Annotated in this window: 17 protein-coding genes and 1 tRNA gene; 10 read left to right on the top strand and 8 right to left on the bottom strand. The window is 67.8% G+C overall.

Annotation, left to right across the window (positions count from 1 at the left end):
* The 4 genes from ACE3O8_RS05970 to ppc form a co-directional block, all read right to left on the bottom strand.
* Nucleotides 1-5,284, bottom strand: a 5,284-nt coding sequence (locus ACE3O8_RS05970; RefSeq protein ID WP_374387797.1) for a beta strand repeat-containing protein, incomplete at its 3' end; no start/stop codon positions are given.
* A gap of 189 nt (nt 5,285-5,473) precedes the next feature.
* Nucleotides 5,474-6,334 carry a helix-turn-helix domain-containing protein gene (locus tag ACE3O8_RS05975; RefSeq protein ID WP_374387799.1) on the bottom strand — a complete coding sequence of 287 codons (861 nt, stop codon included), beginning with the start codon at nt 6,332-6,334 and terminating at the stop codon, nt 5,474-5,476.
* Nucleotides 6,335-6,572: 238 nt separating this feature from the next.
* Nucleotides 6,573-6,648: transfer RNA gene (locus tag ACE3O8_RS05980), tRNA-Thr, on the bottom strand.
* 51 nt (nt 6,649-6,699) lie between these two features.
* Complete coding sequence (gene ppc, locus ACE3O8_RS05985) at nt 6,700-9,372, bottom strand: phosphoenolpyruvate carboxylase (protein WP_374387801.1); 2,673 nt, start codon at nt 9,370-9,372, stop codon at nt 6,700-6,702.
* Nucleotides 9,373-9,487: 115 nt separating this feature from the next.
* Between ppc and ACE3O8_RS05990 the strand changes: the two genes are divergently transcribed.
* Nucleotides 9,488-11,011: a YifB family Mg chelatase-like AAA ATPase gene (locus ACE3O8_RS05990; RefSeq protein ID WP_374387803.1), complete on the top strand. Its 1,524-nt coding sequence runs from the start codon at nt 9,488-9,490 to the stop codon at nt 11,009-11,011.
* Nucleotides 11,012-11,093: 82 nt separating this feature from the next.
* Nucleotides 11,094-11,525, top strand: a complete 432-nt coding sequence (locus ACE3O8_RS05995; RefSeq protein WP_374387805.1) for a DUF805 domain-containing protein — start codon at nt 11,094-11,096, stop codon at nt 11,523-11,525.
* 54 nt (nt 11,526-11,579) lie between these two features.
* Here ACE3O8_RS05995 and ACE3O8_RS06000 read toward each other — a convergent pair whose 3' ends face one another.
* Entirely contained in the window at nt 11,580-12,827 is a 1,248-nt protein-coding gene (locus tag ACE3O8_RS06000; RefSeq protein ID WP_374387807.1) for a cytochrome P450, read from the bottom strand.
* Between the two features lie 86 nt (nt 12,828-12,913).
* Nucleotides 12,914-14,161: a dicarboxylate/amino acid:cation symporter gene (locus ACE3O8_RS06005; RefSeq protein WP_374387809.1), complete on the bottom strand. Its 1,248-nt coding sequence runs from the start codon at nt 14,159-14,161 to the stop codon at nt 12,914-12,916.
* A gap of 101 nt (nt 14,162-14,262) precedes the next feature.
* Here ACE3O8_RS06005 and ACE3O8_RS06010 point away from each other — a divergent pair, with 101 nt between their 5' ends.
* From ACE3O8_RS06010 to ACE3O8_RS06025, 4 genes are all read left to right on the top strand, one after another.
* Entirely contained in the window at nt 14,263-14,913 is a 651-nt protein-coding gene (locus tag ACE3O8_RS06010; protein ID WP_374387811.1) for an HAD-IA family hydrolase, read from the top strand.
* 80 nt (nt 14,914-14,993) lie between these two features.
* Nucleotides 14,994-17,351, top strand: coding sequence for a beta-L-arabinofuranosidase domain-containing protein (locus ACE3O8_RS06015; protein WP_374387813.1), 2,358 nt, complete (start codon nt 14,994-14,996; stop codon nt 17,349-17,351).
* Entirely contained in the window at nt 17,348-18,364 is a 1,017-nt protein-coding gene (locus ACE3O8_RS06020; protein ID WP_374387815.1) for an Ldh family oxidoreductase, read from the top strand. The genes ACE3O8_RS06015 and ACE3O8_RS06020 overlap by 4 nt, the downstream gene beginning before the upstream one ends.
* Complete coding sequence (locus tag ACE3O8_RS06025) at nt 18,361-20,094, top strand: DUF885 family protein (RefSeq protein ID WP_374387817.1); 1,734 nt, start codon at nt 18,361-18,363, stop codon at nt 20,092-20,094. Before ACE3O8_RS06020 ends, ACE3O8_RS06025 begins: the two co-directional genes overlap by 4 nt.
* Nucleotides 20,095-20,109: 15 nt before the next feature.
* Here ACE3O8_RS06025 and ACE3O8_RS06030 read toward each other — a convergent pair whose 3' ends face one another.
* Both ACE3O8_RS06030 and ACE3O8_RS06035 read right to left on the bottom strand, forming a co-directional pair.
* Nucleotides 20,110-21,285 carry a M24 family metallopeptidase gene (locus tag ACE3O8_RS06030; protein WP_374387819.1) on the bottom strand — a complete coding sequence of 392 codons (1,176 nt, stop codon included), beginning with the start codon at nt 21,283-21,285 and terminating at the stop codon, nt 20,110-20,112.
* Nucleotides 21,282-22,511 carry an NAD(P)/FAD-dependent oxidoreductase gene (locus ACE3O8_RS06035; protein WP_374387821.1) on the bottom strand — a complete coding sequence of 410 codons (1,230 nt, stop codon included), beginning with the start codon at nt 22,509-22,511 and terminating at the stop codon, nt 21,282-21,284. The genes ACE3O8_RS06030 and ACE3O8_RS06035 overlap by 4 nt, the downstream gene beginning before the upstream one ends.
* Before the next feature lie 81 nt (nt 22,512-22,592).
* Here ACE3O8_RS06035 and ACE3O8_RS06040 point away from each other — a divergent pair, with 81 nt between their 5' ends.
* From ACE3O8_RS06040 to ACE3O8_RS06055, 4 genes are read left to right on the top strand one after another with little or no spacing between them, the layout of a single operon-like run.
* Nucleotides 22,593-23,507 carry a dihydrodipicolinate synthase family protein gene (locus ACE3O8_RS06040; protein ID WP_374387823.1) on the top strand — a complete coding sequence of 305 codons (915 nt, stop codon included), beginning with the start codon at nt 22,593-22,595 and terminating at the stop codon, nt 23,505-23,507.
* 8 nt (nt 23,508-23,515) lie between these two features.
* Nucleotides 23,516-24,514, top strand: a complete 999-nt coding sequence (locus tag ACE3O8_RS06045) for a 4-hydroxyproline epimerase (protein WP_374387825.1) — start codon at nt 23,516-23,518, stop codon at nt 24,512-24,514.
* Nucleotides 24,515-24,524: 10 nt separating this feature from the next.
* Complete coding sequence (locus ACE3O8_RS06050) at nt 24,525-25,196, top strand: GntR family transcriptional regulator (RefSeq protein ID WP_374387826.1); 672 nt, start codon at nt 24,525-24,527, stop codon at nt 25,194-25,196.
* Nucleotides 25,197-25,218: 22 nt separating this feature from the next.
* Entirely contained in the window at nt 25,219-26,598 is a 1,380-nt protein-coding gene (locus ACE3O8_RS06055) for an amino acid permease (protein WP_374387828.1), read from the top strand.
* Nucleotides 26,599-26,624 lie beyond the last annotated feature (26 nt).

The raw sequence follows: 26,624 nt of genomic DNA on the forward strand, positions 1-26,624 counted from the left end.
AGTTCGACGTGATGTTGAATGCGAACCCGAACAGTCCGCCCCCCGTTACGGGTACGGCCGTGGCGTTCAGCACCGCGCTGTCGGTCGTCACCGATGTCGGCGCGTTGTTCGGCGGCTGGTACAGGTAAATGCCTTGCTGCGTCTGCCCCCCGCCCAGCGCAGCGGCGTTGGTGAGCCTGACGGAGCCCAGCGTAAGCCCACCGCCACCGCCGCCGCTTGGCGCCACGACGGCGGTGAGCAGCGTGCCGGGGCCGACGGCCGGCAGCTGCAGGATCCCACCCTGGCTCAGGTCGAGATTTCCATAGACCCCAACCAGCCCGCCCGGCGGCGGCGTCAACGTGCCGTTGATGATTTTCAACGTGCCCTTGTTCAGCTCGGCCGTATCAAGTTGCAGAACGCCACCCGTCACGCTGACATTGATCGAGACAGACTGATCCGAGGTTTGCAGATCATGGATGGAAATTTTTCCACTGTTTGTCATGGACATATCCATATCGGAATAGAACTGATCGACGTTCAGCGTTCCGGCATTCTGGATGTCCACCCCGTTGTTGACGGTTATGCTGGTGTTGATCGTTCCACTGTTGACGATCTTCAGGATGCCCGTGGAGATATCGCCAGAGTAGGTGGCGCCGCTCGCGTTGTTGAGCGTCAGCGACCCTGCCCCGGAAAGCCCTGCGGACAGCGTTCCGCCATTGTTGACGGCAACCTGCTGCAGGGCCGTTATCGATCCGTTGAGGGTGCCGCCGGCGCTTTGGGTGTAGGTGCCGGACAGCATCTGGACGATGCCGTTGATCGTTCCACTGTTGGTGATGGTTCCATCGCCCAGACTGTTGATCGCGATGGCCTGCCCGTTGCTGCCGGCGACGCCCGTGATCGTGCCGGCATTCTGGATCGAGATGCCATAGTTGCCATCGACAGCGATCGCCCCGGACATCGTGCTGCCGCCGGCCAGCGCCGATGCCCCGCCCTGCACCAGGCTGGTCTGATCGATCGTGATCCTGACCGCCTGGCTGGCCCCGGCCGACGCGTTGCTCGACACCAGGATCGCCGGCGCACCGTCGGTGCCGGTTGCCTTCACGGTGGAGCCGGTGAGCGTTATCGCCACGGTTCCACCGACGCCGGAACCGCCCGCCGATCCGAACTCCAGCACCTTGTCGAGCGCCATCAGGCCGCCGCCGCCACCGACGGACTGGGCGAAGATGGCCGGCGCATAATTGCCGCTCGTGGTGATGCTCGTGCCCGCAAGCCCGATGGTCACATTGCCGCCGTCCCCGTTGCCGCCCACGATCACGCCGTTGGTGAGCAGCGGGCTTGAGCCTTGGGCGACGCTGGACACATCTCCGCTGAGCCCGCCGCCGCCGCCGATCGATTGGGCGAGGATGCCATAGGCCCCGTCGCCAGCCGTCGAGATCGAGGATTTCGCGTTGAGGTTCAGCGTGATGTCGCCGCCTTTGCCGACGTTGCTGTTGGCGCCCGCCGAGCCATTGTCGAGCCCGCCTAGCAGCTGCCCACCCAGCGTTGCGCCGCCGCCGCCGCCGATCGACTGCGCAAGGATGCCGTGCGCGTTGCGCAATTGCGTTGCCACCATGCCGTCGTTGGTGATGGTGACGGCGCCGCCATCGCCCCGCGAGTTGGTTCCGCCGCCAAATGTGTGGCTGAACCCCTGAACGTCAGCGAGACGGCCTTGCGGATTTTCCAGCAGCTTGGAGGGATCGAACGTCATGTCGGAGGTCATCGACTTGATGAGGCCGCCGCCGCCGCCGATGGACTGGGCGAAGATGGCCACGCCGTTCTTGCCGCCCGTGCTGATCGTGCCGTCGTTCTCGATGGTGACCGTGCCGCCATTGCCCTGCGCGCCATCAGAACCATTGAAGCCGAGCGCGAGGCTGCGCAGCGACCCGTTGAGCGCTTCGGTATGCGCGCCGACGCCGCCACCGCCACCGATGGACTGGGCCTGGATCCCGATGGCCAGCACGCCGAGGACGGCAATGTCCGCTGTCGCCGCGTTGGTGACAGAGACTGCGCCGCCGTCGCCCGCCGCGCCACCGTCGCCCGCCGCGCCGATGGCGATCTGATTGCGCGTGTCGTCATAGGATGAGCCCGTGGACGAGGCCGAGCCCGCCTTTCCGCCGCCGCCGCCGACAGACTGGGCGAAGATGCCGTTGGACTGGGCGCCAAAGGTCCAGACTTCGGCGGTGTTGGTAAGGCTGATATCGCCGCCCTTGCCTGCGGCCCCGCCCTTGCCGCCGATGCTGAGCGAGAAATCGAGGTTGGCCGGCAGCAGGGCTGAATTGTCGGTGCCGGGAATCTGCTGGAAGATCTCGGCCACTTCCGCCGCCGACTTGAACAGGATCATCAGATCGGATTCCGCCTTGAAGACGCCATCGATGATCTCGGTCACCTGGGCGTTCACGCCGAATCCCTGCGAGATGTTGTCGAACAGGGCGTTGGATTTCGCGATCGGATCAAGACCGCCGGACGTCGATGCGCCCTTGCCGGCTTCGCCGCCGCCGCCACCGACCGACTGAACATAGAGACCGGAGGCGTCTGCCCCGCGGGTCACGATCGAACCATCGTTGGTTGCCGTGATGGCGCCGCCGTCGCCGCCGGCGCCGCCACTGCCGCCGACCCCGATGGAGACGGAAAGCGAATTGGCCCCCACGCTGGCGACGCCGCCGCCCGCAGTTCCGCCGCCGCCCCCGATGGACTGGGCATAATAGCCGTCAGCGCCGTCGCCCTGCGTGAACAGGGAGCCGGCGTTGGAGATTTTCACCAGACCGCCGTGCCCGCCGGTGCCCCCGGTGCCGCCGACGGAGACGTCGACCGCGACGCTGACGGTGTCGTCCGGGTCATTCGCGATCGAGGAGGAGTCCCCGGTGCCGCCGGCGCCACCGCCGCCGCCGATCGATTGCGCAGCCATCGCAGCCGCGTCGCCGCCAAGCGTGACAATCATGCCGGTATTGGCCAGCGTGACCGCTCCGCCGATGCCGCCGGTGCCGCCGGATGCGCCGATGGCGACCGACGAGGAAATGGCCGGATTGCCTTCGTCGTTGTTGCCGCCCGAATAGGCCATCGCGGTCGCGTCACCGCCCGCGCCGCCGCCCCCGCCGATGGACTGGGCAAGCAGGCCATAGGATTGTTCGCCAGAGGTGAGCACGATGCCGGCGTTCTGGATGGCAGCGGCGTTGCCGGTGTTGCCGGCTCCCCCCGAGCCGCCCAGCCCGACGGCCGAGCTGATCGCCGGGATTTCGGGATAGAGTGTGAACGAGACCGCACGTGCAGCCGCGATCCCACCGGTGCCGCCGCCGCCGCCGATGGATTGGGCCAGTATGCCGTAGGAATTGGAACCGTATGTGGTGATCTGGCCTGTCGCGAGGTTCTGCAGGTTGACGGTTCCGGCCGCGCCCCCGCCGCCGCCCCGGCCGCCGATGGATACGGCGGCCGTCGGCACGAACGAGGTGATATCGGAAATGCCTGCGCCGCCATTGCCGCCGCCGCCGCCGATGGACTGGCCCGCAATGCCGCTGGCGGCGCTGCCATAGTTGGTGATGATGCCGCCGTTCGTGACGGCGACGGCGCCGGCCGGTGCCCCCGCGCCGGAATCGCCGCCAACCGCCATGGCGAAGAAGCCCGACCCGGTGGTGGACGCGGAGCCGCCCGACCCGCCGCCACCGCCGATGGACTGGATCAGCAGCGCGTGCGAATCAGCCCCGTTCGACAGCAGATTTCCGTTGACGATATTGGCCGTGACGGTTGAGCCATTTCCGCCGGCTGCGCCGGTTCCGCCGGTCGTGTTGATCTGGCCGTTTCCGCCGCTTCCGCCGCTTCCGCCGACGCTCTGCACCAAGGCGGCATGGGTGAAGAAGGAATCGGACGTTGTGGCAGCGGCAACCGTGCTGCTGCCGAAGGTGAGCGTGGCGGTTCCCCCGTTTCCGGCAAGGCCGCCGCCGCCGGCTTCGCCGTTGATCGCGGATGCGTCGCCGCCCGATCCGCCAAGGCCGCCGCCGCTGAGCACCTGGATCGCGGCATCGGCATCGCCGTTGGAAACGCCGCCATAGGTGACCGAGCCGAGAATCGTGGCGCTGGCCGCACCCCCGGTGCCGCCGTTGCCGCCGTTCCCCGCCGTTGCCGTGATACCGATGTTCAGGGCCGGCTGCCCGACGCCGCCGACACCGCCGGCCGACAGCGCAGTGACGGCGCCGGTGTAGTTGAAGGCCGGGGAGGCAAGGCCCGAGCGATTGACCGAAATTGTCGCCCCGGCGGCAAGGGTAACCGTGGAGGACGCCCCGGCGCCCCCGTCGCCGCCATCGCCGCCCACGCCACCCGCGGTCTTTCCGCCGCCCACGGTGCCGATGGTGCCCCCCGCAGCACCGTTGCCGCCGGCGGACACGGCGACGAGGCCCGCCCCCCCGCTGGTGATGGTGCCCCCGGTATAGGAAAGGGTGACGTTGCCAGCCGCGCCTGCATCGCCGCCATCGCCGCCCTGGATCTGCCGGGTCAGCGGTGCCGTGATGTCGTTGCCGCCCTGACCACCGCTTCCGCCCTGAGACAGGGCCAGCACGCCGCCAAGCGAAACCAGGAAGTTGCCCGATACCGTCGAGGAAACGGTTGCGCTGGCGCCGCCGGCGGATCCGGCGACCCCCTGCTGGCCGGTACCCCCCCCGAAACTGCCGGAGCCGCCCTGGGAGACAGCGACGATGCCCACGCCAAGCTCGTCGACGCTCGACATGTCGACAGTGCCCGAGAAGTTCAGCGTCACCGCGCCTGCGCCCCCGGCCGGGCCGCCAATGCCGCCCGTCACGACGCTGAGGTACGGACTGCCGGCAAAGCCGCCGATGCCGCCCGTTCCGCCCTGCGACAGGAAGCGAAGGCCGACCGCGTAGGGCACCGATGCGCCGGACTCGCTCGCGCCGGTGACTGTCGCGTTGGTGAGCGTGTACGTCAGGGCGCCCGCGGCGCCGCCCGGTTGGGCGTTCGTGCCGCAATCATCATCGGCACCCTGGGCGCCATCGGTCCCGACCGTACCGATGCTCTGGATCACCAGCGGCTTGCCGGACCCATAGCTTTGGCCGTCTTCGGTCGCGCCTTGCGGCGACTGGGCAGCAGGCGCCGACGGAAAGACCGGCGGATCGTTGCCCGCCGGGCAATTGTTCGCCAGGGCGGGGGCAGCGCCACTGGCGAAGGCGACGCCGGCGAGAAGGGCGATGCGGTTCCGGCGCAGCGCCCCTGCCCCAAACACATGCGTGCGCGCCGCGCATCCCGCCCGATCCAATCCCGCCATCCCTCATCCCCCAGCATGATCCGCCCCCTGACCGGCCCGGTCAGAGGAGGATGCGCCATTCGACCCTGGCCTGTGGGTGCCCCCCGACAGACCCCGAATGCTTAACGTTTGGCGCCGACTGCCAGCAGATGCATCAATGATACCTTCCGATGCATCGAGAGGCATTTCCGGTGCATATGCCGCGCCGGATCAGAAGGGGATGTAGGACATCGCCAGCGAGTTGCCGGGCGACAATTTCAGCAGGAGTTCGCCCCCTTGGGCAAAGGCGGACGGGCCGACATCCTTGATCAGATGGGCCTGGATTTCCGGCGGAACCTGTCCTTCCGGGACGATTCCTGCCTGCTCGGCGAGTTCCGCGAAACGGGCTTCATCGGCCTCCCTGTCTCCGGTCAGGTCCGCGACACGCTCGGAAATGAAGGGGGTTGCGAACGGTGTATGGCCGCCGTCGTGCGCCGAATACAGCAGGATGCCCTCATAGCGGACGACCTTGCCGCCGTTGCTGCCGTTGATGATACCGAACACCGGCAGCCCGGTGGTGACCTCCTTCCCCGCGAAGAAAACCTGGCTGTGCAGCGCGATGAACCGCGATTTCACGGATATCCGCCCAATGCAGCGCGTCCAGGTGGTAAGCCCGTCCGGCTCCATCCGGGTGAAGACATAGTCATGGAGATACTTGCCCGGCATATCGGAAAATGGCCGGGTGTTGCGGAAGATGCCCTCATAGGCCGGACCGCGCCGCTCGGTGGTCGCCAGCGTCTCGGCCTCAAGGTCTGCAAGCGGGCCGAACAGCACGGGCCATTGCGCATCCTCTCGCCGGCGGACGGCCGGGTACCGCCGGGGCACGCCAACGAGATCCCCGATGTCGTCCAGTTCGCGTTCCCAGTCGAGCAGGCTGAATCCGGGGCGGTGCGTTGCGAACATGGCCGTCAGCCGGGCCAGATTGTGGGCCGAGGGCATGGTTCCCCCGGTCATCCAGCGCCCCACGAGGGATTTGTCGCCCCCCAGCTGCTTCGCAACATCGGCACGCGTCAGCGATAGGGCTTTGGTCATGAACGCCAGTTTCTCGTGAAAAGGATGCCCCACCCGCACGATCTCCCCCCGCGGTCATACTCGACGGGATTTGATGCCAGCCGATGCAGATCGATGCAACTTCGGACAATTCGGCATCGACACTGGCGAAATCTGCACGAGATCTTCGCCTGGGCTGCCTGCAAGCTGTCCGGCGACAGGTCGCGGCTCAAGGATGGGTCGGGCAACCCGCCATCTGTCAGGCCATGGCTTCGAGGACTGGTGCCGGCTGCAGGAATCGAACCCGCGACCCCCTGATTACAAATCAGGTGCTCTACCAACTGAGCTAAGCCGGCGCCGAACTCGGATCGCGCGGCCCCTATCGCAATCGCTGCGCCGGTGCAAACCTAACCGCTGTTCCTCAGCGCGGTGGCGATGGCGTTGATGGACAGTTGCAGCCCTTCCGCGATCCGCTCGTCTGCCTCGCCGGCGCGGTGGCGCTTCATCAGTTCCACCTGCAGCAGGTTCAGGGGTTCGATATAGGGCAACCGCAACCGGATGGAGGTGTCGAGCGCGGGGTTCTTCTCCAGCAGGCGGGCCTGGCCCGTCACCTCCAGCAGCCCGTCGTGCGTCTGTCGCCAGCCGGTGTCGATACGGGCGAACAGCGGCGCGCCTTCCGCCCCTGCCAGCTCGGCATAGCGTGCGGCGATCCCCATGTCCGATTTCGCCAGCACCATTTCCATGTTCGCCATCACCGCCTGGAAGAACGGCCATTCGGCCGCCATCGCCTTCAGCAGCCCCTTATCCGGGAAGGCGGCCAGCGCGTCGCCCACGCCATACCAGCCCGGCAGCATCACCCGCGCCTGCGCCCAGCTGAACACCCAGGGAATCGCACGCAGATCCTCGATCGCGTCAGACGCGGTGCGGCTGGGCGGGCGGGAACCGATCTTCAGGGTGGCGATTTCGGAGATCGGCGTCATCGCCCGGAAAAAGGCGCGGAAGCCCGGCTGATCATAGACGAGCCCGCGATAGCTGAAGAAGGCGGTGGCCGAAAGCCGGTCCATCGCCGCGCGGAACCGCTCGATCTCGGCCGCCGGCAGCAGGGGCGGGTCCAGCGTCGCCAGCAGGGTGGCGGCGGCCATCGTGTCCAGCGTGCGGCGGGCGGCGTCTGGCGTGCCATATTTGGCGGCGATCACCTCGCCCTGTTCGGTGATGCGGATGCGGCCCGCGACCGTGCCGGGCGGCTGCGCCCGGATCGCCGCAAAACTGGAGCCGCCCCCCCGCCCCACCGATCCGCCGCGCCCGTGGAACAACTGGATCGGCACATCGGCGGCGCGAAACACCTCGGCCAGCGCCGACGATGCCCGATGCAGCTGCCAGGTGGAGGTGAGGTAGCCGCCATCCTTGTTGCTGTCGGAATAGCCGATCATCACTTCCTGGCAGCCGCGCGCCCGGGCTGCCTCGGCCACGCCGGGGATTGCCAGGAACGCCGTCATGATCGCGGGCGCGGCCTCAAGGTCGGCGATGGTCTCGAACAGCGGCACCGTCATCAGCTCCGCGACGGGCGCGTCGCCGGGGGCCAGCAGCCCGGCCTCGCGCATCATCAGCATCGGCTCCAGCAGGTCGGACACACTCGTCGTCTTGGACACGATGGCCGTGGTGATCGCCGCCGCCCCGTGCCGCGCGCGCGCCGCCGCCGCCGCGCGAAAGATCGCCAGTTCGCCCAGCGTCCGGTCCGACGCAGGGGCAAGCGGTGTCGCCAGCAGGCGGGGGCTTTTCAGCTCGTCCAGCAGCAGCGACACGCGCGCTTCTTCCGGCAGGGCCGCATAATCCGCCTCCACCCCGGCAAGCGCCAGCAGTTCTGCCACGCAGGCTTCATGGACATCGCTGTTCTGCCTGAGATCCAGCGTCGCCAGGTGAAAGCCGAACTGGCTGACCGCGATTCGCAGCGCATCCATCGCGCCGCCCCCCACGCCCGCCTGCTCGGCGCCGGCGGCAATCGCATCCAGATCGGCCAGGAATTCGGCGGAGGCTGCATAGGGCTGCCCAACGACGCGCGGCGGGCGCACCGGCGCCTGCCCCGTCAACGCCACCGATGTCGCCGCCAGCCGGGCATAAATGCCCGTCAGCGCCCGCCGATAGGGCTCGTCTTCGCGCGCGGGGGAATTGTCGCCGCTCGCCTCGGCCAGCGCCCGCACCGCTGCCGGAACCGGGGTCTGCCCCGACGAGATGGACAGCTCCGCCCCAAGCGCATGCACCTGATCCAGATAATATTGAAACAGGGCGGCCGCGTTCGTGCGCATCGCCAGGTCCAGCGATTCGGCCGTCACATTGGGATTGCCGTCGCGGTCGCCGCCGATCCAGCTGCCGATGGTGAGGAAGGGCGGCGGAACTTCACCCAGCGCGTCGGCCCACCCCTGCGCCAGCGTGGGCAGAACCGGCAGGAAATCGTCGCGCAGCCAGGCCAGCGCGGTGTCGATCTCGTCCGAGACGCGGATCCGCTCCCGCCGGAGAGGCCGTGTTTCCCACAGCAGGGTCACCTGCCGCCGGATCGCCGTCTCGATCGGTTCGCCGGGGGCGGCATGGGTGGCGCCTGCGTCCGCCATCTCCATCAGTTCGGAAATGCGGTTCTTGTGATCGATCATGCTCTTGCGCCGCACTTCCGTGGGGTGCGCGGTCAGCACGGGCGTCACGCGGGCGCGAGACAGGGCCGCCAGTATTTCGGCCTTGCCGATGCCCTTCGCGCCCAGCTGCCGCACGGCATCGGCAAGCGCCATCCCGGCTTCGGGCGCCGCGCCTGCGGAGGCCTGCATCTGCCGGTCTTCCGCCAGGTTCGCCAGCATGGAGAACAGCATGAAGCCCCGCGTGAAGGCCAGTGTGTCGTCCAGCGACAGCGCGCCCAGTTCGGCGGCCACCGCCTCCACATGGGCCGATCCCCGGTGCCGCTGAACCGACGCGGCGCGGATCGCCTCTGTCCGCCGGAACAGCGCCTCGCCGCCGCGGGTTCGGATCACATCGCCCAGGATTCGCCCCAGCACGCGGATATCGGGGTTCTGGATGATCGGCGGCAGGCTGGCCATGGCGCATTCCCTTCTTTCGCAGGCGCAGCATATGCCGCACCCCCTTCCCCGCAAAGGCCCCGGCGGCTACGAATTCGAATGTGGGTCGGACCACGCTGCAGGGGTTCCCCGCCAAATGGTCGCGCGTATTGCGACGGTTGCCTATGTCGGGCTGGAAGCCCGCGCCGTCGATGTTCAGGTGCAATTGGCCTCCGGCCTTGTCAGTTTCGTGGTCGTCGGCCTGCCCGACAAGGCGGTGAAGGAAAGCCGCGACCGGGTTTCGGCGGCCTTTGCCGCGCTCGGGCTTGCCATGCCGGCGAAGAAGATCACGGTGAATCTAGCGCCGGCCGACCTCGAAAAGGCCGGCTCGCACTATGATCTGCCCATCGCGCTGGGCCTGCTGGCCGCGATGGGCGTGGTCGATGCCGAAGCGCTCGCCCATTATGTCGTCGTCGGGGAACTGTCGCTCGACGGCCGCATCTCTCCCTCGCCCGGCGTCTTGCTGGCGGCCATGCACGCCGCCGGGCGCGGGCTGGGGCTGATCTGCCCGGCAGCGCAGGGGCCAGAGGCGGCGTGGCTCGCCGGCACGGCAGACGGGATGGAGGTGCTGGCCGCGCCCGATCTTCATGCCCTTGTCACCCATCTGAAGGGCGGCGATCCGCTGTCGCCGCCCGATCCCGCCCGGCTGGAGGTGCGCGCCTTTGCCGGCCCCGATCTTGGCGATGTGAAGGGCCAGGAAACACCCAAGCGCGCGCTGGAGATCGCGGCGGCGGGCGGCCACAACCTGCTGATGTGCGGTCCGCCCGGCGCGGGCAAGTCGATGATGGCGGCTGCCCTGCCCGGAATCCTGCCGGAGCTTTCGACGGCGGAGGCTCTGGAAGTGGCGATGATCGCTTCGCTCGCCGGAACGCTGGAGGGCGGCAAGATCGCCCGCGCTCGCCCGTTCCGCGCGCCGCATCATTCGGCTTCGATGCCGGCCCTGGTGGGCGGCGGCACCCGCGCGCGGCCCGGCGAAGTCAGCTTGGCGCATCTGGGCGTGCTGTTCCTGGACGAGCTGCCCGAATTCCAGCGTGGCGCGCTGGATGCCCTTCGCCAGCCGCTGGAACGCGGCGAGGTGGAGGTGGCGCGCGCGGCGCTGCATGTCACCTATCCGGCGCGCGTGCAGCTGATCGCCGCCATGAACCCCTGCCGCTGCGGGCATCTGGCCGATGCCGCGCTTGCCTGTTCCCGTGCGCCCCGCTGCGCCGCCGACTATCAGTCGAAGATCTCAGGCCCGCTGATGGACCGGATCGACCTCTTCGTGGACATCGAGGCGGTGAAGGCGTCTGACCTCGCGCTGCCGCCGGCCGCCGAGCGCAGCGCCGATGTGGCCGCCCGCGTGGCCGCCGCACGCCGGATGCAGGCCGGGCGCTATGCGGGCACCCCGGCGCGCACCAATGCGGAGGCGGAGGGCAAGCAGCTGGAAACGCCGGACCTGCTTTCAGAGGACGCAAGGCTGCTTCTGCTGCGGGCCGCCGAATCCATGAAACTGTCGGCCCGCGCCTGGACCCGGGTGCTGCGCGTCGCCCGCACCATCGCCGACCTGGACGGGCAGGCGCAGACCGGCCGCGCCCATGTGGCCGAAGCGCTGGGGTTTCGCCGCCGCGTAGTCGCGGCATGAAGCGGACGACCGCGTCGCTGCTGGCTAAGGCGCGGGGCCTGCGCTAGAAATCAGGCCTCAACCCGTCGGCAAGGGGGCTTCCATGTCACTGATGTTCGAACCGCTTCGCAAATATGCAACCTTCTCCGGCCGGGCGCGGCGGAAGGAATATTGGCTCTGGCAGCTGTTCATGATCCTGCTGTTCGGGGCGCTGATGGCCTGGCTGATCGGCAGCATCGGCCCCATTCCGCATGGCGCCACGCCAGACGAGATCGCCGTGCGAGCGCAGGGCGTGCCGGCCGCCACCTGGCCGATCACAGCCATTGCGCTGGCTTCGCTCGCCCTGTTCCTGCCCTCGCTCGCCGTCACGGTGCGCCGCATCCACGACAGCGGCAACAGCGGCTGGTGGATCTTGATCAGCCTGACGGCCATCGGCAGCCTGGTGATCCTTGTGTTCGCCCTGATCGACGGCACCCCCGGCCCGAACCGCCACGGGCCTGACCCGAAGGGCCGGCCGGCGCCGGACTACAGATAAGCGAAACGCCCCGGCCGCATCCGGCCGGGGCGCTCCAATCTTCGGACGGCGCGATCAGCCCCGCGTCATCACCACGGGCAGGCCGCGGAAGCCGTGCACGAACGAGGAATAGACGCGCACCGGTTCGCCGGTGATCTCCACCTTCATGCGCCGCTTCTGCATTTCCTCCAGCAGGATGCCGATCTGAAGCTCGGCCAGGCGGGCGCCCACGCAGCGGTGGATGCCGAAACCGAAGCTCAGGTGGCGGCGCGCATTTTCCCGCGTGGGATCGAAGATGTCGGCGTTGGGGAAGATGCCTTCATCGCGGTTGGCGGAAAGATACCACATCACGACCTTTTCGCCGGCGCGGATCAGCTGGCCGCCCACTTCGAAATCCTGTGTCGCGGTGCGGCGCATGTGCGCCAGGGGCGTCTGCCATCGGATCAGTTCGGACACCCCGTTCGAGATCAGCGACGGATCCGCCATCATCTTCGACCAGTTGTCGCGATACAGGTTCTGCACCATCGCGGAGCCCGACATGGTGTTCCGCGTCGTGTCGTTTCCGCCCACGATCAGCAGAACCAGATTCCCCAGATATTCCTGCGGGGTCATGTTCTTCGTCGCGTCCGAATGGATCATCATCGAAATCAGGTCGGGGCGCGGCTCCTTGTTGGCGCGCTCATTCCACAGGTTGGTGAAATAGGCGACCATCTCGAACAGCTCTTCCCAGCGCTTCTTGTTCAGCTCATCGTCCTCGATGGCTTCGAAATCGGTCGCCGCGTCAGACCATTTCGTCAGCAGCCGCCGGTCGGCCCAGGGGAAATCGAACAGGATGGCGAGCATGCCCGTCGTCAGCTCGATGGACACCTTGTCCACCCAGTCGAACTCCTCGCCAACCGGCAGGCTGTCCAGCAGTTCGGCGGTGCGGCGGCGGATGTCGGCCGTCTGACGGACCATTTCGGCCGGGGTGAAGGCGGGCGCCACGGTGCGGCGCTGGCCGGTATGCTCGGGCCGGTCCATCGCGATGAACATCGGCATCTGCGGCTCGTCCTGCCGGCCTTCGGGCCGGTCTGCGATGGTGATTCCGCCCCGTTCCCAGCTCGACGAGAAGATGTCGGGCCGCCCCTCCACCTCCATGATGTGGTGGTGCGAAACGATGTTCCAGTAAGGCCCGTACATGCTTTCCGGGCACCAGTGCACCGGCCCAGCCCGCCGCATCTCCGCAAGATAGGGCAGCACATGGGTATATTCGGTCCAGAGATGCGGGTTCCCGATATCGAGTACTTCCAGCGGCAATGCCGCCGGACGTGCAAGCGTGGCCATCGTCTCACTCCCTCTTTAGTTGAGGGGAGCGTAACCCAACCGGCACCGGAGTCAAGGGAGTGCGGAGTTCAACTCCGCAAAACGCGTCAGGCCGATGCCTTGTCGTCGGCGGAACGTTTCCCTTCCCATTCAGCGACCACGGCTGTCGCCACCGCATTGCCAACCACATTCGTGGCGGAGCGCCCCATGTCCAGGAAGTGATCGACCGCCAGGATCAGGATCAGCCCGGCTTCGGGAATGTTGAATTGCCCCAGCGTGGCGGCGATCACCACCAGGCTGGCGCGCGGAACGCCGGCCATGCCCTTCGACGTCACCATCAGGATCAGCAGCATCGCCACTTCCTGCGCGATCGAAAGGTCGATGCCATAGGCCTGCGCGATGAAGATCGTCGCGAAGGAGCAGTACATCATCGAACCGTCGAGGTTGAAGCTGTAGCCCAGCGGCAGCACGAAGCTGGCGATCTTGGGCGGCACGCCGAACCGCTCCAGCGCTTCCAGGGTGCGGGGATAGGCCGCCTCGGAACTGGCGGTGGTGAAGGCCAGCACGAACGGGTCGCGGATTTCCAGCGCCAGCCGCCCCACCCGGCGCATCCCGATCACCAGCCCGCCGGCGAACAGGATCACCGCCATCAGCAGCGCCAGCGCCACATAGAAGCCGCCCATGAAGGCGCCATATGTGATCAGCACGCCCAGCCCGCGTTCGGCGATGGTGGCGGTGACGGCCGCGAACACGGCGAGCGGCGCGAAACGCATCACGAAGCCGGTCACGATCAGCATCAGATGCATGATCGCATCGGCCGCCTTCAGGATTGGGGCGCCCTTTTCCCCCATCTTCGCAAGCGCAACGCCGGCGAACAGGCTGAAGATCACGATCTGCAGGATCTCGTTGGTTGCCAGCGCCTCGAAGATGGACTTGGGCACCAGGTGGGTCACGAACTTCTTCAGGTCGAAGCCGGCAGTGGTGATCCCGCTTTCGGCCGTTGCGGGCGGCAGCGGCAGATCCAGCCCCACGCCCGGCTGCAGCAGGTTCACCGCAAAGATGCCGATCACGATCGAGACGAACGACGCGCCGACGAACCAGGCCAGCGCCCTCCCGCCGATCCGCCCCAGCGCCTTTGCGTCGCCGCCCATGTGGCCGATGCCCGACACCAGCGCCGCGAACACCAGCGGGGCGATGATCATCTTGATCAGCCGCAGGAACAGGTCCGTCACGATCCCCAGAAAATAGACGACCTCCTTCACCGTTTCCGGCGAAGCGGCGCTGTTCACCCCGAAGCCAACCACAAGCCCCAGCAGCAGCGCGCCGAGGATCCACCACGTCAGTGTCTTTCCCATGCGCTTTCGGTGCCAGCTTGGGGGCCGTGGGGCAAGCAGTCTTCCCAGTTGCGCTCGGCCGATCCAGCTCTCACTCAGGCGATGCAGCAGGGAGGACACAGGTGACAGACAGGTTCAGCGCGGTTCTGTGGGATTTTGGCGGGGTGATCAGCAGCTCGCCGTTCGAAGCGTTCAACCGGCACGAAGCCGCGCGCGGACTGCCGCATGGCTTCATCCGGGGGGTGAACGCCCGCAACCCCGACAGCAACGCCTGGGCCCTGCTGGAGCGCAACGAGATCGACGGCGACGCCTTCGACACCGCCTTCCGCGCCGAGGCGCTGGCGCTGGGCCATGATGTGCGGGGCGCCGAGGTGCTGGCGCTTCTCGCGGGGGACATCCGCCCCCGCATGGTCGCCGCCCTCGATACGTTGAAGACGGCCGGATTCGCGATCGGCTGCATCACCAACAATGCGCAGGTCGGCCATGGGCCGGGCATGACGGGAGATTCGGAAAAGGCAGCTGCGGTCGCGGCGGTGATGGCCCGCTTCGACCATGTGATCGAAAGCTCGAAGGCGGGCGTCCGCAAGCCCGATCCGCAGATCTACCGGATGATGTGCGAGGCGCTGACGCTGGATCCTGCCCGCTGCATCTATCTCGACGATCTCGGCATCAACTGCAAACCGGCCGCCGCGCTGGGCATGTCGGCGATCAAGGTGAGCAGCGAGGATCAGGCGCTGGCGGATCTGGGCAGGCTGCTTGGGATGGCGTTCTAGGCGACCAAAGCTGCGGCCCCGGTTGACCCCCGACTCTGCATTCGTCTATAGTATACGATATTGCAGCCAAGGGAGACGAGATGCTGCCGCTGAACCGCAGACAGCTTCTGGCCGGCGCCGCAGCCATGGCCGCCCCCACGGCGAATCTGGCCGCCCGCCCCGCGGCCGGCGATGTGAAGGCAAGACCGCTGCCGCTGTCTGCCGTGCGGTTGAAGCCGTCCGATCACGCCCGGGCGGTTGAAGCGAACCGCGCCTATCTGCACCGCCTGCAACCCGATCGGCTGCTGCACAATTTCCGCAAATATGCCGGGCTGGACCCGAAGGCCCCCATCTATGGCGGCTGGGAATCCGACACCATCGCCGGCCACACGCTGGGCCATTACCTGACCGCGCTGGTGCTGATGCAACAGCAGACGGGCGATGCGGAAATGCGGCGCCGGGCGGATTATATCGTGGCGGAACTGGCGGAGGCGCAGGCGAAGCGCGGCACGGGCTATGTCGGCGCGCTGGGCCGCAAGCGGAAGGACGGAACCGTGGTCGACGGGGAAGAGATCTTCCCCGAGATCATGCGCGGCGAAATCCGTTCGACCGGCTTCGACCTGAACGGCAGCTGGGCGCCGCTTTACACCATGCACAAGTTGTTCGCGGGCCTGCTGGACGTGCATGGCGCGTGGGGCAACGCGCAGGCGCTGTCCGTGGTGGAAGGGCTTGCAGCCTATTTCGAGCGGGTCTTCGCGCCCCTGACAGCGGATCAGGTGCAGCAGGTGCTGGCCTGCGAATATGGCGGGCTGGCCGAAAGCTATGCCGAACTGGCCCACCGCACCGGCAATCCCCGCTGGCTGAAGATGGCGGCGCTTCTCTACGACAGGAAGGTGCTGGACCCGATCTTCGCCGGCGAGGACCGGCTGGCGAACATCCACGCCAACACGCAGATCCCCAAGCTGATCGCGCAGGCGCGCATTCACGAGGTGTCGGGCGCCCCCGATCGGGCGAAGGCGGCGCGCTTCTTCTGGGACCGGGTGACGGGCCATCACAGCTATGTGATCGGCGGCAATGCGGACCGGGAGTATTTTTTCGAGCCCGACCAGATCGCGAAGCACATCACCGAGCAGACCTGCGAGCATTGCAACAGCTACAACATGATGAAGCTGACGCGGCACCTGTGGGCCTGGCAGCCCGACGGTGCCTTGTTCGATTATTATGAGCGCACCCATCTGAACCACACGCTGGCCGCGCAGGACCCGGAGACGGGCGGCTTCACCTACATGACGCCGCTGATGTCCGGCATCGCCCGCGAACATTCCAGCGCAGAGGACAACCAGTTCTGGTGCTGCGTCGGCTCCGGCATGGAGGCCCATGCAAAGCACGGCGACAGCATCTTCTGGGAAGGGACTGACGGCACGCTGTTCGTGAACCTCTATATTCCGGCAGACGCGCAATGGGCCGCGCGGAGAGCGCAGCTGTCGCTGGAAACGGGCTACCCCTATTCCGGCGATGCCATACTGAGCTTTTCCCATCTGAAATCCGGCCGCTTCCCGGTCGCGCTTCGGGTGCCGGGCTGGGCGGCGGGCAAGGCAGTGCTGACGGTCAACGGCAAGCAGGCCGAGGCGCAGATCGCGAACGGCTATGCCCGCGTGACGCGCACCTGGAAGGCGGGCGACAGCCTCACCATCCGCCTGCCAATGACACTTCGGCTGGAACCGACGCCGGGCGACGACGGCACCGTCGCCGTGCTGCGCGGCCCGCTGGTGCTGGCGGCAGACCTTGGCCCGGCCGACAAGCCCTTCACGGGCGCGGCGCCCGCTCTCGTCGGCGCGGACCTGCTGGCCGGTTTCAGCGCGTCCGATCCCGCGAATGCGCTCTATGCCGCGCGGGGCGTGGGGCGTCCGGGCGACCTCGCCTTCGCCCCCTTCCACCGCCAGCACCGGCGGCTGAGCGCCGTCTATTTCCGCCGCTTCACCGACGGCGAATGGGCCGCGGAAGAGGCTGCCTTCCTGGCGGAGCAGGCACGGCTCAAGGATCTCGCCGCGCGATCCGTCGATGTCATGCACCTGGGCGAAATGCAGCCCGAGCGCGACCATGACCTCACCAGCGAAATCTCCTACCCGGTCGTCTATCGCGGCCGGCAGGGGCGCGACGCCCGGTCAGGCGGCTTCATCGAGTTCAGCATGAAGGTGAAGCCCGGCCCGCTGGTGCTGCAGGCGACCTACTGGGGCGACGAACGCCCCCGTACCTTCGATATCCTGATCGACGGGCAGAAGATCGCCACCCAGAAGCTGGGACACGACAGGCCCGGGGAGTTCATCGACATCGACACCCCCGTCCCGCCGGCCCTCACGCAGGGGAAGGCCAGCGTGCGCGTGAAGTTCGTGCCGCATGACCGTAACACGGCAGGCCCCGTTTTCGGCGTGCGCCTGTTCACGGAGAAGGTGAAATGAACAGCGTTTCCATGACGCTGGACGAATTGCGCACACTGGCCCGCGCAAAGCTCCGCCTCGTCGGCCTCGCCCCCGATCATGCCGACGCCGTCGCCGAAACCATGGTCGCCGGCGAACGCGACGGTTGCGCCAGCCACGGCATCTACCGCCTGCTTGTCGCAGCCAACAGCGTCGCAAAGGGCGTCGCCGTGCCGGATGCCGTGCCCGACATCACCGAACCCGCCCCGGCGCTGGTGAAGGTGGACGGCCGGGGCGGCTTTGCCCAGTTGCCCTTCGAACGCGGGCTGCCGCTCCTGGTGGAAAAGGCCCGCCGGCATGGCATCGCTGCCCTTGCCGTCACCAATTCCGTGCATTTCGCCGCCCTCTGGCCCGAGGTGGAGGCGGTCACCGCCCATGGCCTTGTCGCACTGGCCTTCACCCCGAGCCATGCCTGGGTGGCGCCCGCCGGCGGCACGAAGCCGGTGTTCGGCACCAACCCGATCGCGTTTGGCTGGCCCCGCCCGGGGCGTGACCCCTTCGTGTTCGATTTCGCGACCAGCGCCGTCGCCCGGGGCGAGATCGAGCTGCACCGCCGCGCCGGAAAGCCAGTGCCGGAGGACTGGGGCTATGATGCCGCCGGCAATCCCACCACCGATGCCGCCTCCGTGCTCGATGGCGCCATGCGCACCTTCGGCGGCCACAAGGGATCCGCGCTCGCCGCCATGGTCGAGCTGCTGGCCGGGCCGCTGATCGGCGACATGACCAGCGCCGAATCGCTGGCAGCAGACGGCGGGCGCATGGGGTCTCCCATCGGCGGAGAACTGGTGATCGCGCTTGATCCCGCGGGATTTCTGGGCGCCGGCCTGGCAGGGAGGTTCGCGGCGGCCGAAGCCATGTTCGACAGCATCGAAGGCCAGGGCGCCCGCCTTCCCTCCGCCCGCCGCTATGCCGCCCGGGCGACCTCCCTGCGGGACGGCGTGCGGATTCCCGCCCAACTGCACGCGGACATTCTGGCAATCGGATCAAACGGATGAAACGGGCTGCAATCCTGCTGACAGGGGCGATCATGATGGCGACGGCGGCGCACGCGCAGACGGCGGATGAGGCGCTCACCTCGCTGACCGACGCGGAATATGGCTGGCGAAGCGCACAGCTGCCCCCCAGCGAAGATCGCGCCGACACGCTGTTCCACCTGCCCGACGTGAGCCCGGCGGCGCAGGCGGCAAAGCTGAAGCGCTGGTCGGACACGCTCGCCGCGCTGGATCGCATCGATCCATCGGCGCTGTCGCCCGGGCAGAAGGTGAACTACGCCGTCTATCGCGGCCAGATCGAGGCGCTGCTGGCCGAACAGCGCTTCCGCGACTGGGAAAAGCCGCTGAACAGCGACACCAGCTTCTGGGGCGACCTCGGCTATGTGGCGCGCGCGGCCTTCCGCACAGAGGCCGACTATCGCGCCTATATCGCCATGCTGCGCGACATGCCGCGCTATTTCGACCAGAACATCGCCAACATGCGCGCCGGGCTGGCGCGCGGCTTCACGCCGGCGAGGATCACGCTGAAGGGCCGCGACATCGGCGTGGCGCAAGTCGCAGAGGCGAAAACCCCGGAAGCCAATCTGTTCTACGAACCCTTCCGCCGGATGCCTGCCAGCATCCCGGCGGCGAAGCAGGCGGCCCTGCGCGCGGACGCCGCCGCCGCCATCCGCGAAGCCGTGGTGCCCGCGCATGCGAAGCTGCTGGCCTTCCTGCGCACCGAGTATGAACCCGGCGCGCGCACCGCGCTCGCCGCCTATGACCTGCCGGACGGCCGCGCCTATTACGCCTCGAAGGTGCGGGAGTTCACCACCCTCGATCTCACGCCCGAACAGGTGCACGAAATCGGCCTTGCCGAGATGGCGCGGATCCGCACCCGGATGGAGGAGGTGAAGCAGCAGGCCGGTTTCCAGGGCGACCTCCCAGCCTTCCTCGCCTTCCTGCGCACCGATCCGCAATTCTATGCGAAGACCCCGCAGGAGCTGCTGAACCGCGCCGCCTGGATCGCCAAGACGTTCGACGCGAACGCGGACCAGTATTTCGGCCACCTCCCCCGCCGCCGCTTCGCCATCAAGCCGGTGCCCGACGATCTCGCCCCCTTCTACACGGGCGGGCGCGGCGGGCCGGGCATCTACCTTGTGAACACCTGGAATCTGCCCGCCCGCCCGCTCTATTCGCTCGTCGCGCTGACGCTGCACGAAAGCGCGCCGGGCCACGCCTTCCAGATGCCGCTGGCGGCGGAAAACAAGGATCTCCCCGCCTTCCGACGCGACAGTTACCTGTCCGTCTATGGCGAGGGCTGGGCGCTCTATTCCGAGATTCTGGGCGAGGAAATGGGCATGTATGAAACGCCCTATGACCTGTTCGGGATGCTCTCCTATCAGGCGTGGCGCGCCTCTCGGCTGGTGGTGGATACCGGCCTGCACGCCAAGGGCTGGAGCCGGGAACAGGCGCAGGCCTATCTCAAGGACAATACCGCTCTCGCCCCCCACGAGATCGAGACGGAAGTGGATCGCTACATCGCCTGGCCGGGTCAGGCGCTCAGCTACTATGTCGGGCAGCTGGCCATCCTGAAGGCGCGGCGACGGGCAGAGACGGAACTGGGCGAGCAGTTCGACATCCGCGCCTTCCACGACGCAATCCTCGCGCTCGGCTCCGCCCCGGTCTCCGAAATCGAACGCCGCACGGACGAGCTGATCGCGGCCGGGGGCAAATGGAGCAACCCGGACTGACCATTGCGACCGGCCTCAGCCGAACGGCCGCTCCAGCGACAGCTGCGGCTCGGTGAACCATTTCGCGCCGGTCGCCGTCACATGGAAATGGTCTTCCAGCCGGATGCCGAAGCGGTCCGGCACCACGATCATCGGCTCGTTGGAAAAGCACATCCCCTCGGCCAGCGGCGTCCTGTCTCCGCGGACGAGGTAGCAGGGTTCGTGAATGGCGAGGCCGATGCCGTGGCCGGTGCGGTGCGGAAGGCCGGGCAGGCGGTAATCGGGGCCGAGCCCGCCTCGTTCCAGCACGGTGCGGGCGGCTGCGTCCACGCTTTCGCAAGGCGCGCCGGGCACCACGGCGTCAAAGGCGGCGGCCTGCGCCTCCTTTTCCAGCGCCCACAGGCCGGCGATCTCGTCACCCACATTGCCGAAGGCATAGCTGCGCGTGATGTCGGAATGATAGCCTTCCACCGTGGTGCCGGTGTCGATCAGCACCAGCTGGTTCTCCTCCAGTTGCTGGTCGCCCGGAAGGCCGTGGGGGAAGGCGGTGGCGCGGCCGAACTGCACGGCACAGAAGGTGGAGCCCATTCCCCCCAGCGCCCGGTGCGCGGAATCGATGAAGCGCTTCACCTCGCTGGCGCGGATGCCGGGGGCCAGGATGCGGGCGGCGCGGCGATGCACCTCCAGCGTCATGTCCTTCGCCTGCTGCATCAGCGCCAGTTCGGCGGGCGATTTCAACATGCGCAGGCCGTCGATGGCGGGCGCCCCATCGAGCGTGGCGAGCCTGTCGCCCAGCCGCCGCGCGGCGCCGAAGTTCAGCAGCGGGTCGATCGCCAGCACAGCGCCCGCAGGCAGACAGGCCGCCACGAGATCGGTGGGGCTTTCATCCTCTTCCCACAGGCGGATGTCGGCGGAAATCGCCAGTTCGGCCTGCAGGGATCCCAGCTCGAAGGCCGGGCAGATCATGATCGGCTCACCCGAAACGGGCAGCAGCAGCGCCACCAGCCGTTCCGTGGCGCCCCAGCTGACGCCGGTGAAATAGCGCAGGCTGGGGCCTGCGTTCACCAGCAGCGCGTCTGCGCCGAGGGCGGCGGTTGCAGCGCGGGCGCGGGCGATGCGGGCCTGCCGCTCCTCATGCGAAATCGCCGGGGCGCGGCTGGCCCAGGGGGTCAGTGTCGCCAGTTCGGCGTCTGCGGTCGAGCCACCAATCATGGGCGTCCTCCAAAGCGGGCGAGATTGAACGGGTTCAGCCGCACGGCGGGCTCGTCCCCCGCCACCAGCGCCGCCATCAGTTCGGCCGTGACGGCCGCCAGCGTCAAGCCCAGATGCTGGTGGCCGAAGGCATAGAGCAGATTCGGAACGCTGCGCGACCGGCCAATGGCGGGCAGATAATCCGGCAGCGTCGGCCGCGCGCCCATCCAGCGGGTGAAGGGCCCCGTCACAGGCAGAGCCAGCGCCGCCACATGCGCTTCCAGCCGCGCCCATTTGCGCGGGTCGGGCGGCGCGTCCGGGCTGCCGAACTCCACGAAGCTCGCCGCCTGCAGTTCAGTGGCATAGCGGGTGACGATCATCGAGCGATCCTCGAACACCAGCGGCGGCAGGTCGGCGGGCCAGCATCCGGCATCCCAGCGGATATGATATCCCCGCTCGGCAATCAGCGGCGCCGACATCCCGGCAGGTGCCACAAGCGCGGCGCTGCGCGCCCCTGCGCACACCAGCACAAGATCTGCCTCGTGCCCCGGCACGAACGCCCGCGCGCCCTGCACCGCCACGGTGCCGGACTGTCGCAGAATGTGCCCGCCCGCCGCCCGCAGCGCTGCTTCCAGCGCATCCGCCAGTTGCCCAAGGTCCGCGATCTGCGCCGTGCCGGCGAACCGAACCGCCCCGGCGATGGGCGCTGTCGTCAGGGTGCGGATCGCGGCCAGATCGTTCGTGTCCGCCGGGCGCACAGAGGCCGTACCGGTATCGGCCGCCGACCAGGCCGCCCGGCCCTTTGCCGCGCTCGCCTCGCTTTCCCAGGCCACCAGATGCCCGTCCCGCTTCAGCAGGACCGGCCGGGCCAGCACCCCGGTCAGCCGCTCCCACGCGGGAAGGGCCGCAGCGAGAAGCGGGCGCATGGCGTTGCAGCCATCCTCGAACCGGTCGCTGCTGCTGGCGTTCAGGAAGCGCAGGGCAAAGGGCAGCCAGGTTCCGGCCTGCGCCAGCGGCAGGTCCATGGCGCCCCCGGCCGCGAACCGGCGCCGCCAGGCCGACATCAGCGTGTCGGGCGATGCCAGCGGCGCCACCTGTTCCGTCGCAATATGCCCGGCGTTGCCCCAGCTGGCGGCCTGCCGCGCAGCATCGGGTTCCAGCACGGTCACTGCATGTCCCACCCGGGCAAGCGCCAGCGCAGACGACAGCCCGACGACACCGCCGCCGATCACCAGGATCCGGCTCATGAAATTTGCCCGCTTGCCATGCCCGATTCCGTATCGTATACGATATTCGAAGTCAAACAGACATCGGATTGGGACAAGACCATGGCAATCGGTTGGAAGGGCGTTTTCCCGGCAGTGACGACCCAGGTTCGGGCAGACCTGTCGATCGACGTACAGGATACGCAGCGCGTGGTCGATGATCTGATCCGCGACGGCGTCACCGGCGTGATCGCACTGGGAACGGTGGGCGAAAACAACTCGCTGGAGTTCGAGGAGAAGGTCACCGTCCTCACCGCCATCGTGGAGGTCGTGAAGGGCCGCGTGCCCGTGATCACCGGCGTTTCGGAATATGATACCCGCCGCGCCGCCCGCTATGCGCAGGCCGCCGAAAAGGCCGGCGCCGACGGGCTGATGCTGCTGCCGCCCATGGTCTATGTGCCGAAGCCCGCCGAACTCGCCGCCCACTTCAAAGGCGTGGCGGAAAAGACCGGCCTGCCCATCATGCTCTACAACAACCCGCCCGCCTATCGCACCACCATCGGCAACGAGGTGCTGGACGCGGTGAAGGATGTGAAGAACATCGTCGCGATCAAGGAATCCGCGCCGGATACCCGCCGCTTCACCGACATCCGCAACGATTTCGGCGACCGCTTCACCCTGTTCGCGGGGCTGGACGACGTCGCGCTGGAAGGCCTGTATCTGGGCGCGCAGGGCTGGGTTTCTGGCCTCACCAACGCCTTCCCGAAGGAATCCGTGGAACTGGTCGCCGCGTTCGAACGGGGCGATCATGCGAAAGCGATGGAAATCTATCGCTGGTTCATGCCGCTCCTTCACCTGGATGCCGATCACGATCTGGTCCAGTCGATCAAGCTGGCCGAGGAAGTGATGGGCCGCGGCTCTGAACGGGTGCTGCCGCCCCGCTATGTGCTGGAAGGCGCCCGCCGCGCCCAGGTCATCGCGATGGTGGAGAAGGCGGCAGCGACCCGGCCGGCGCTGGGCGCCAGCAAGGCGGCCTGATCGCCCCCATGCGCCACACCTTCTTCTGCATCGATGGTCATACCGCCGGCAACCCCGTCCGCCTCGTGGCGGGCGGGGCCCCGCTGCTGAAGGGCAGCAACATGTCGGAACGGCGGCAGGATTTCCTGGCACGGTTCGACTGGATCCGAACCGGCCTCTGCTTCGAGCCGCGCGGGCACGACATGATGTCCGGCGGTTTCCTCTATCCGCCGACCACGCCGGATGCAGACGTCGGCATCCTGTTCATCGAAACCTCCGGCTGCCTGCCGATGTGCGGCCATGGCACGATCGGCATGGTGACCTTCGCGCTTGAAAACGGGCTGGTCACGCCGGCAACGCCGGGCCGGCTGAAGATCGAGGTGCCCGCCGGGCTGATCGACATCGCCTATGAAACCGCGGGCGACAGGGTGACGTCGGTGAAGATCACCAATGTGCCGGCCTATGTGGCGGCCTGGGGGATCGAGGTGGAGCTGGACGGCCTCGGCCCGCTGAAGGTCGATGTGTCCTATGGCGGCAATTACTACGCCATCGTCGAGCCGCAGGGCGCCTACACCGGGCTCGACGACCTTGGCGCATCCCGCATCGTCGAGCTGTCGGGCCGGCTGCGCGAAGCCGTCCGCGCCGTTTATGAGCCGGTCCATCCGCTGGACCCGACGATCCGGGGCGTCAGCCACATCCTGTGGGCCGACAGGCCGAAGCATGCAGGTGCGGATGGCCGCAACGCCGTCTTCTATGGTGACAAGGCGATCGACCGCAGCCCCTGCGGCACCGGCACCTCGGCCCGGCTGGCGCATCTGCACGCGCAGGGCCGGCTGAAGCCGGGGCAGAGTTTCGTGCACGAAAGCTATATCTGCAGCCGCTTCACCGGCCGCGTGGAGGCGGAAACCAGGCTGGGCGACCAGCCCGCGATCATCCCCTCCATCGAGGGATCCGCGATCCAGACGGGGCTGAACACGATCTGGATTGACCGCGCCGATCCGTTCTGGGAGGGCTTCCAGGTCAAATGAGGAGCCCTGCTTGAGCCTTGTCGTGCGCACCCTTTCGGACCGTGTGTACGAGATCGTGCGCGAGCAGATCGTGACAGGCCGGCTGGCCGACAATGCCCCTATCCGGCAGGACGCGCTGGCCGCCGAGCTGGGCATCAGCAAGATTCCGCTGCGCGAAGCGCTGGCCCGTCTGGAGCAGGACGGGCTGATCCTGAGCCACGCCAACCGGGGCTATCAGGTGCGGCCGCTTTCCGCCCGGCAGCTGGACGAGATTTTCGAACTGCGCCTCGCCATCGAGCCGGGGGCCGCCGCCCGCGCGGCGCGCGACGCGGGCGACGCGGAACGCATCGCATTGGCGGACGCCTTTGAACGGCTGGACAGCGCGGCAGGGGTGAACCTGGCGGAAGTCGCCGTGCGCAACCGGGATTTCCATGTGGCGCTCACCCGCAACGACGAAAGGCCTCTGACCGCACAGCTCGTCGAACGGCTGGCGATCATGGCGGAACGCTATGTCGTCGCGCACCTGGCGCCCGCCGGTCGCGAAACGAGGGCACATCAGGAACATCGCCAGCTGCTCGACGCGTTCCTCGCGCGCGATGGCGACAGGCTGGAAACCCTGCTGTCGGCGCATATCCGCGCCACGCGGGATGATCTGAAAGACCAATTGGGCGCAACCAACGGAAAGGCCGTGAATGTTTTCTAGGCGCAAGTCCCTGAGTGAAGTGATGCAACACGGCCATGGGCATGCGCTTGCCAAGACCCTGTCCTGGCCGCACCTGATCGCGCTGGGCGTGGGGGCGATCGTGGGCACCGGCATCTATACGCTGACGGGCGTCGGCGCGGAACGCGCCGGCCCGGCCGTGATCCTCGCCTTCGCGATCGCCGGCGCGGTGTGCGCCTGCGCGGCGCTGGCCTATACCGAACTCGCCACCATGATCCCGGCGGCGGGCAGCGCCTATACCTTCAGCTATGCCGCAATTGGCGAAGCCGCCGCCTGGGTGGTGGGGTGGAGCCTGATCCTCGAATATTCGCTGGCCTGTTCCACCGTGGCGGTCGGCTGGTCGGGCTATCTGGTCGGCTGGATCCAGTCAGCCGGGGTCGAACTGCCGCAGGCGCTGCTGGTGGGGCCGCATGCGGGCGGCATCATCAACCTGCCCGCCGTGCTGGTCGCGCTGGCGGTGATGGGCATGCTGATCGCGGGCACGCGGGAAAGCGCCACGCTGAACATCATCCTGGTGATCATCAAGCTGGTGGCGCTCGGCGCGTTCATCCTGTTCGCCATGCCCGCCTTCGACAGCGGCAATCTGAAGCCCTTCATGCCCTATGGCTTCGGCTCCACGCTGGATGCCGACGGCGTGCAGCGCGGGGTGATGGCGGCGGCGGCCATCGTCTTCTTCGCCTTCTATGGCTTTGATGCCGTCGCAACCTCTGCCGAGGAAGCCAAGAACCCCAAGCGGGATCTGACGATCGGCATCATCGGTTCGATGGCCGTCTGCACGCTGATCTACATGCTGGTCGCCGTGGCGGCCGTGGGCGCGCTGCCGCACACCGAGCTCGCCAACTCCCCCGAACCGCTGGCCCTGGTGCTGCGCACGCTGAACCAGCCGCTGGCCGCGCATCTTGTGGCGCTGGCCGCCATCATCGCCCTGCCCTCGGTCATCCTGGTGATGATGTACGGGCAAAGCCGCATCTTCTTCGTGATGGCGCGCGACGGGCTGCTGCCGCGCCGCCTCGCGAAGGTGAGCCCGCGCACCGGCGCACCGACGCTGATCACCATCATCACCGGCATTTCCATCGCCGGCGTGGCGGGCATCTTCCGCCTGGACGAAATCGCCGAACTGGCGAACGCCGGCACGCTGCTGGCCTTCATCTCGGTCGGCGCCTGTCTGATGATCCTGCGCTGCACCGCACCCAACGCCGAACGGCTGTTCCGCAGCCCGGCCCCCTTCGTGGTGGGGACGCTGGCGATCCTGGGCTGCCTGTATCTGCTGTTCAGCCTGCCGACGACGACACTGGTGCGCTTCGGCTTCTGGAACCTGATCGGGCTTGCGATCTACTTCGCCTACAGCCGGCGGCACAGCCTGATGGCGAAGGCCGCGGGCTGATCCCAATGCGAAAGCGCGCGCGACGG

The sequence above is a fragment of the Sandaracinobacter sp. genome, from assembly GCF_041909755.1.
Classification (GTDB): domain Bacteria; phylum Pseudomonadota; class Alphaproteobacteria; order Sphingomonadales; family Sphingomonadaceae; genus Sandaracinobacteroides.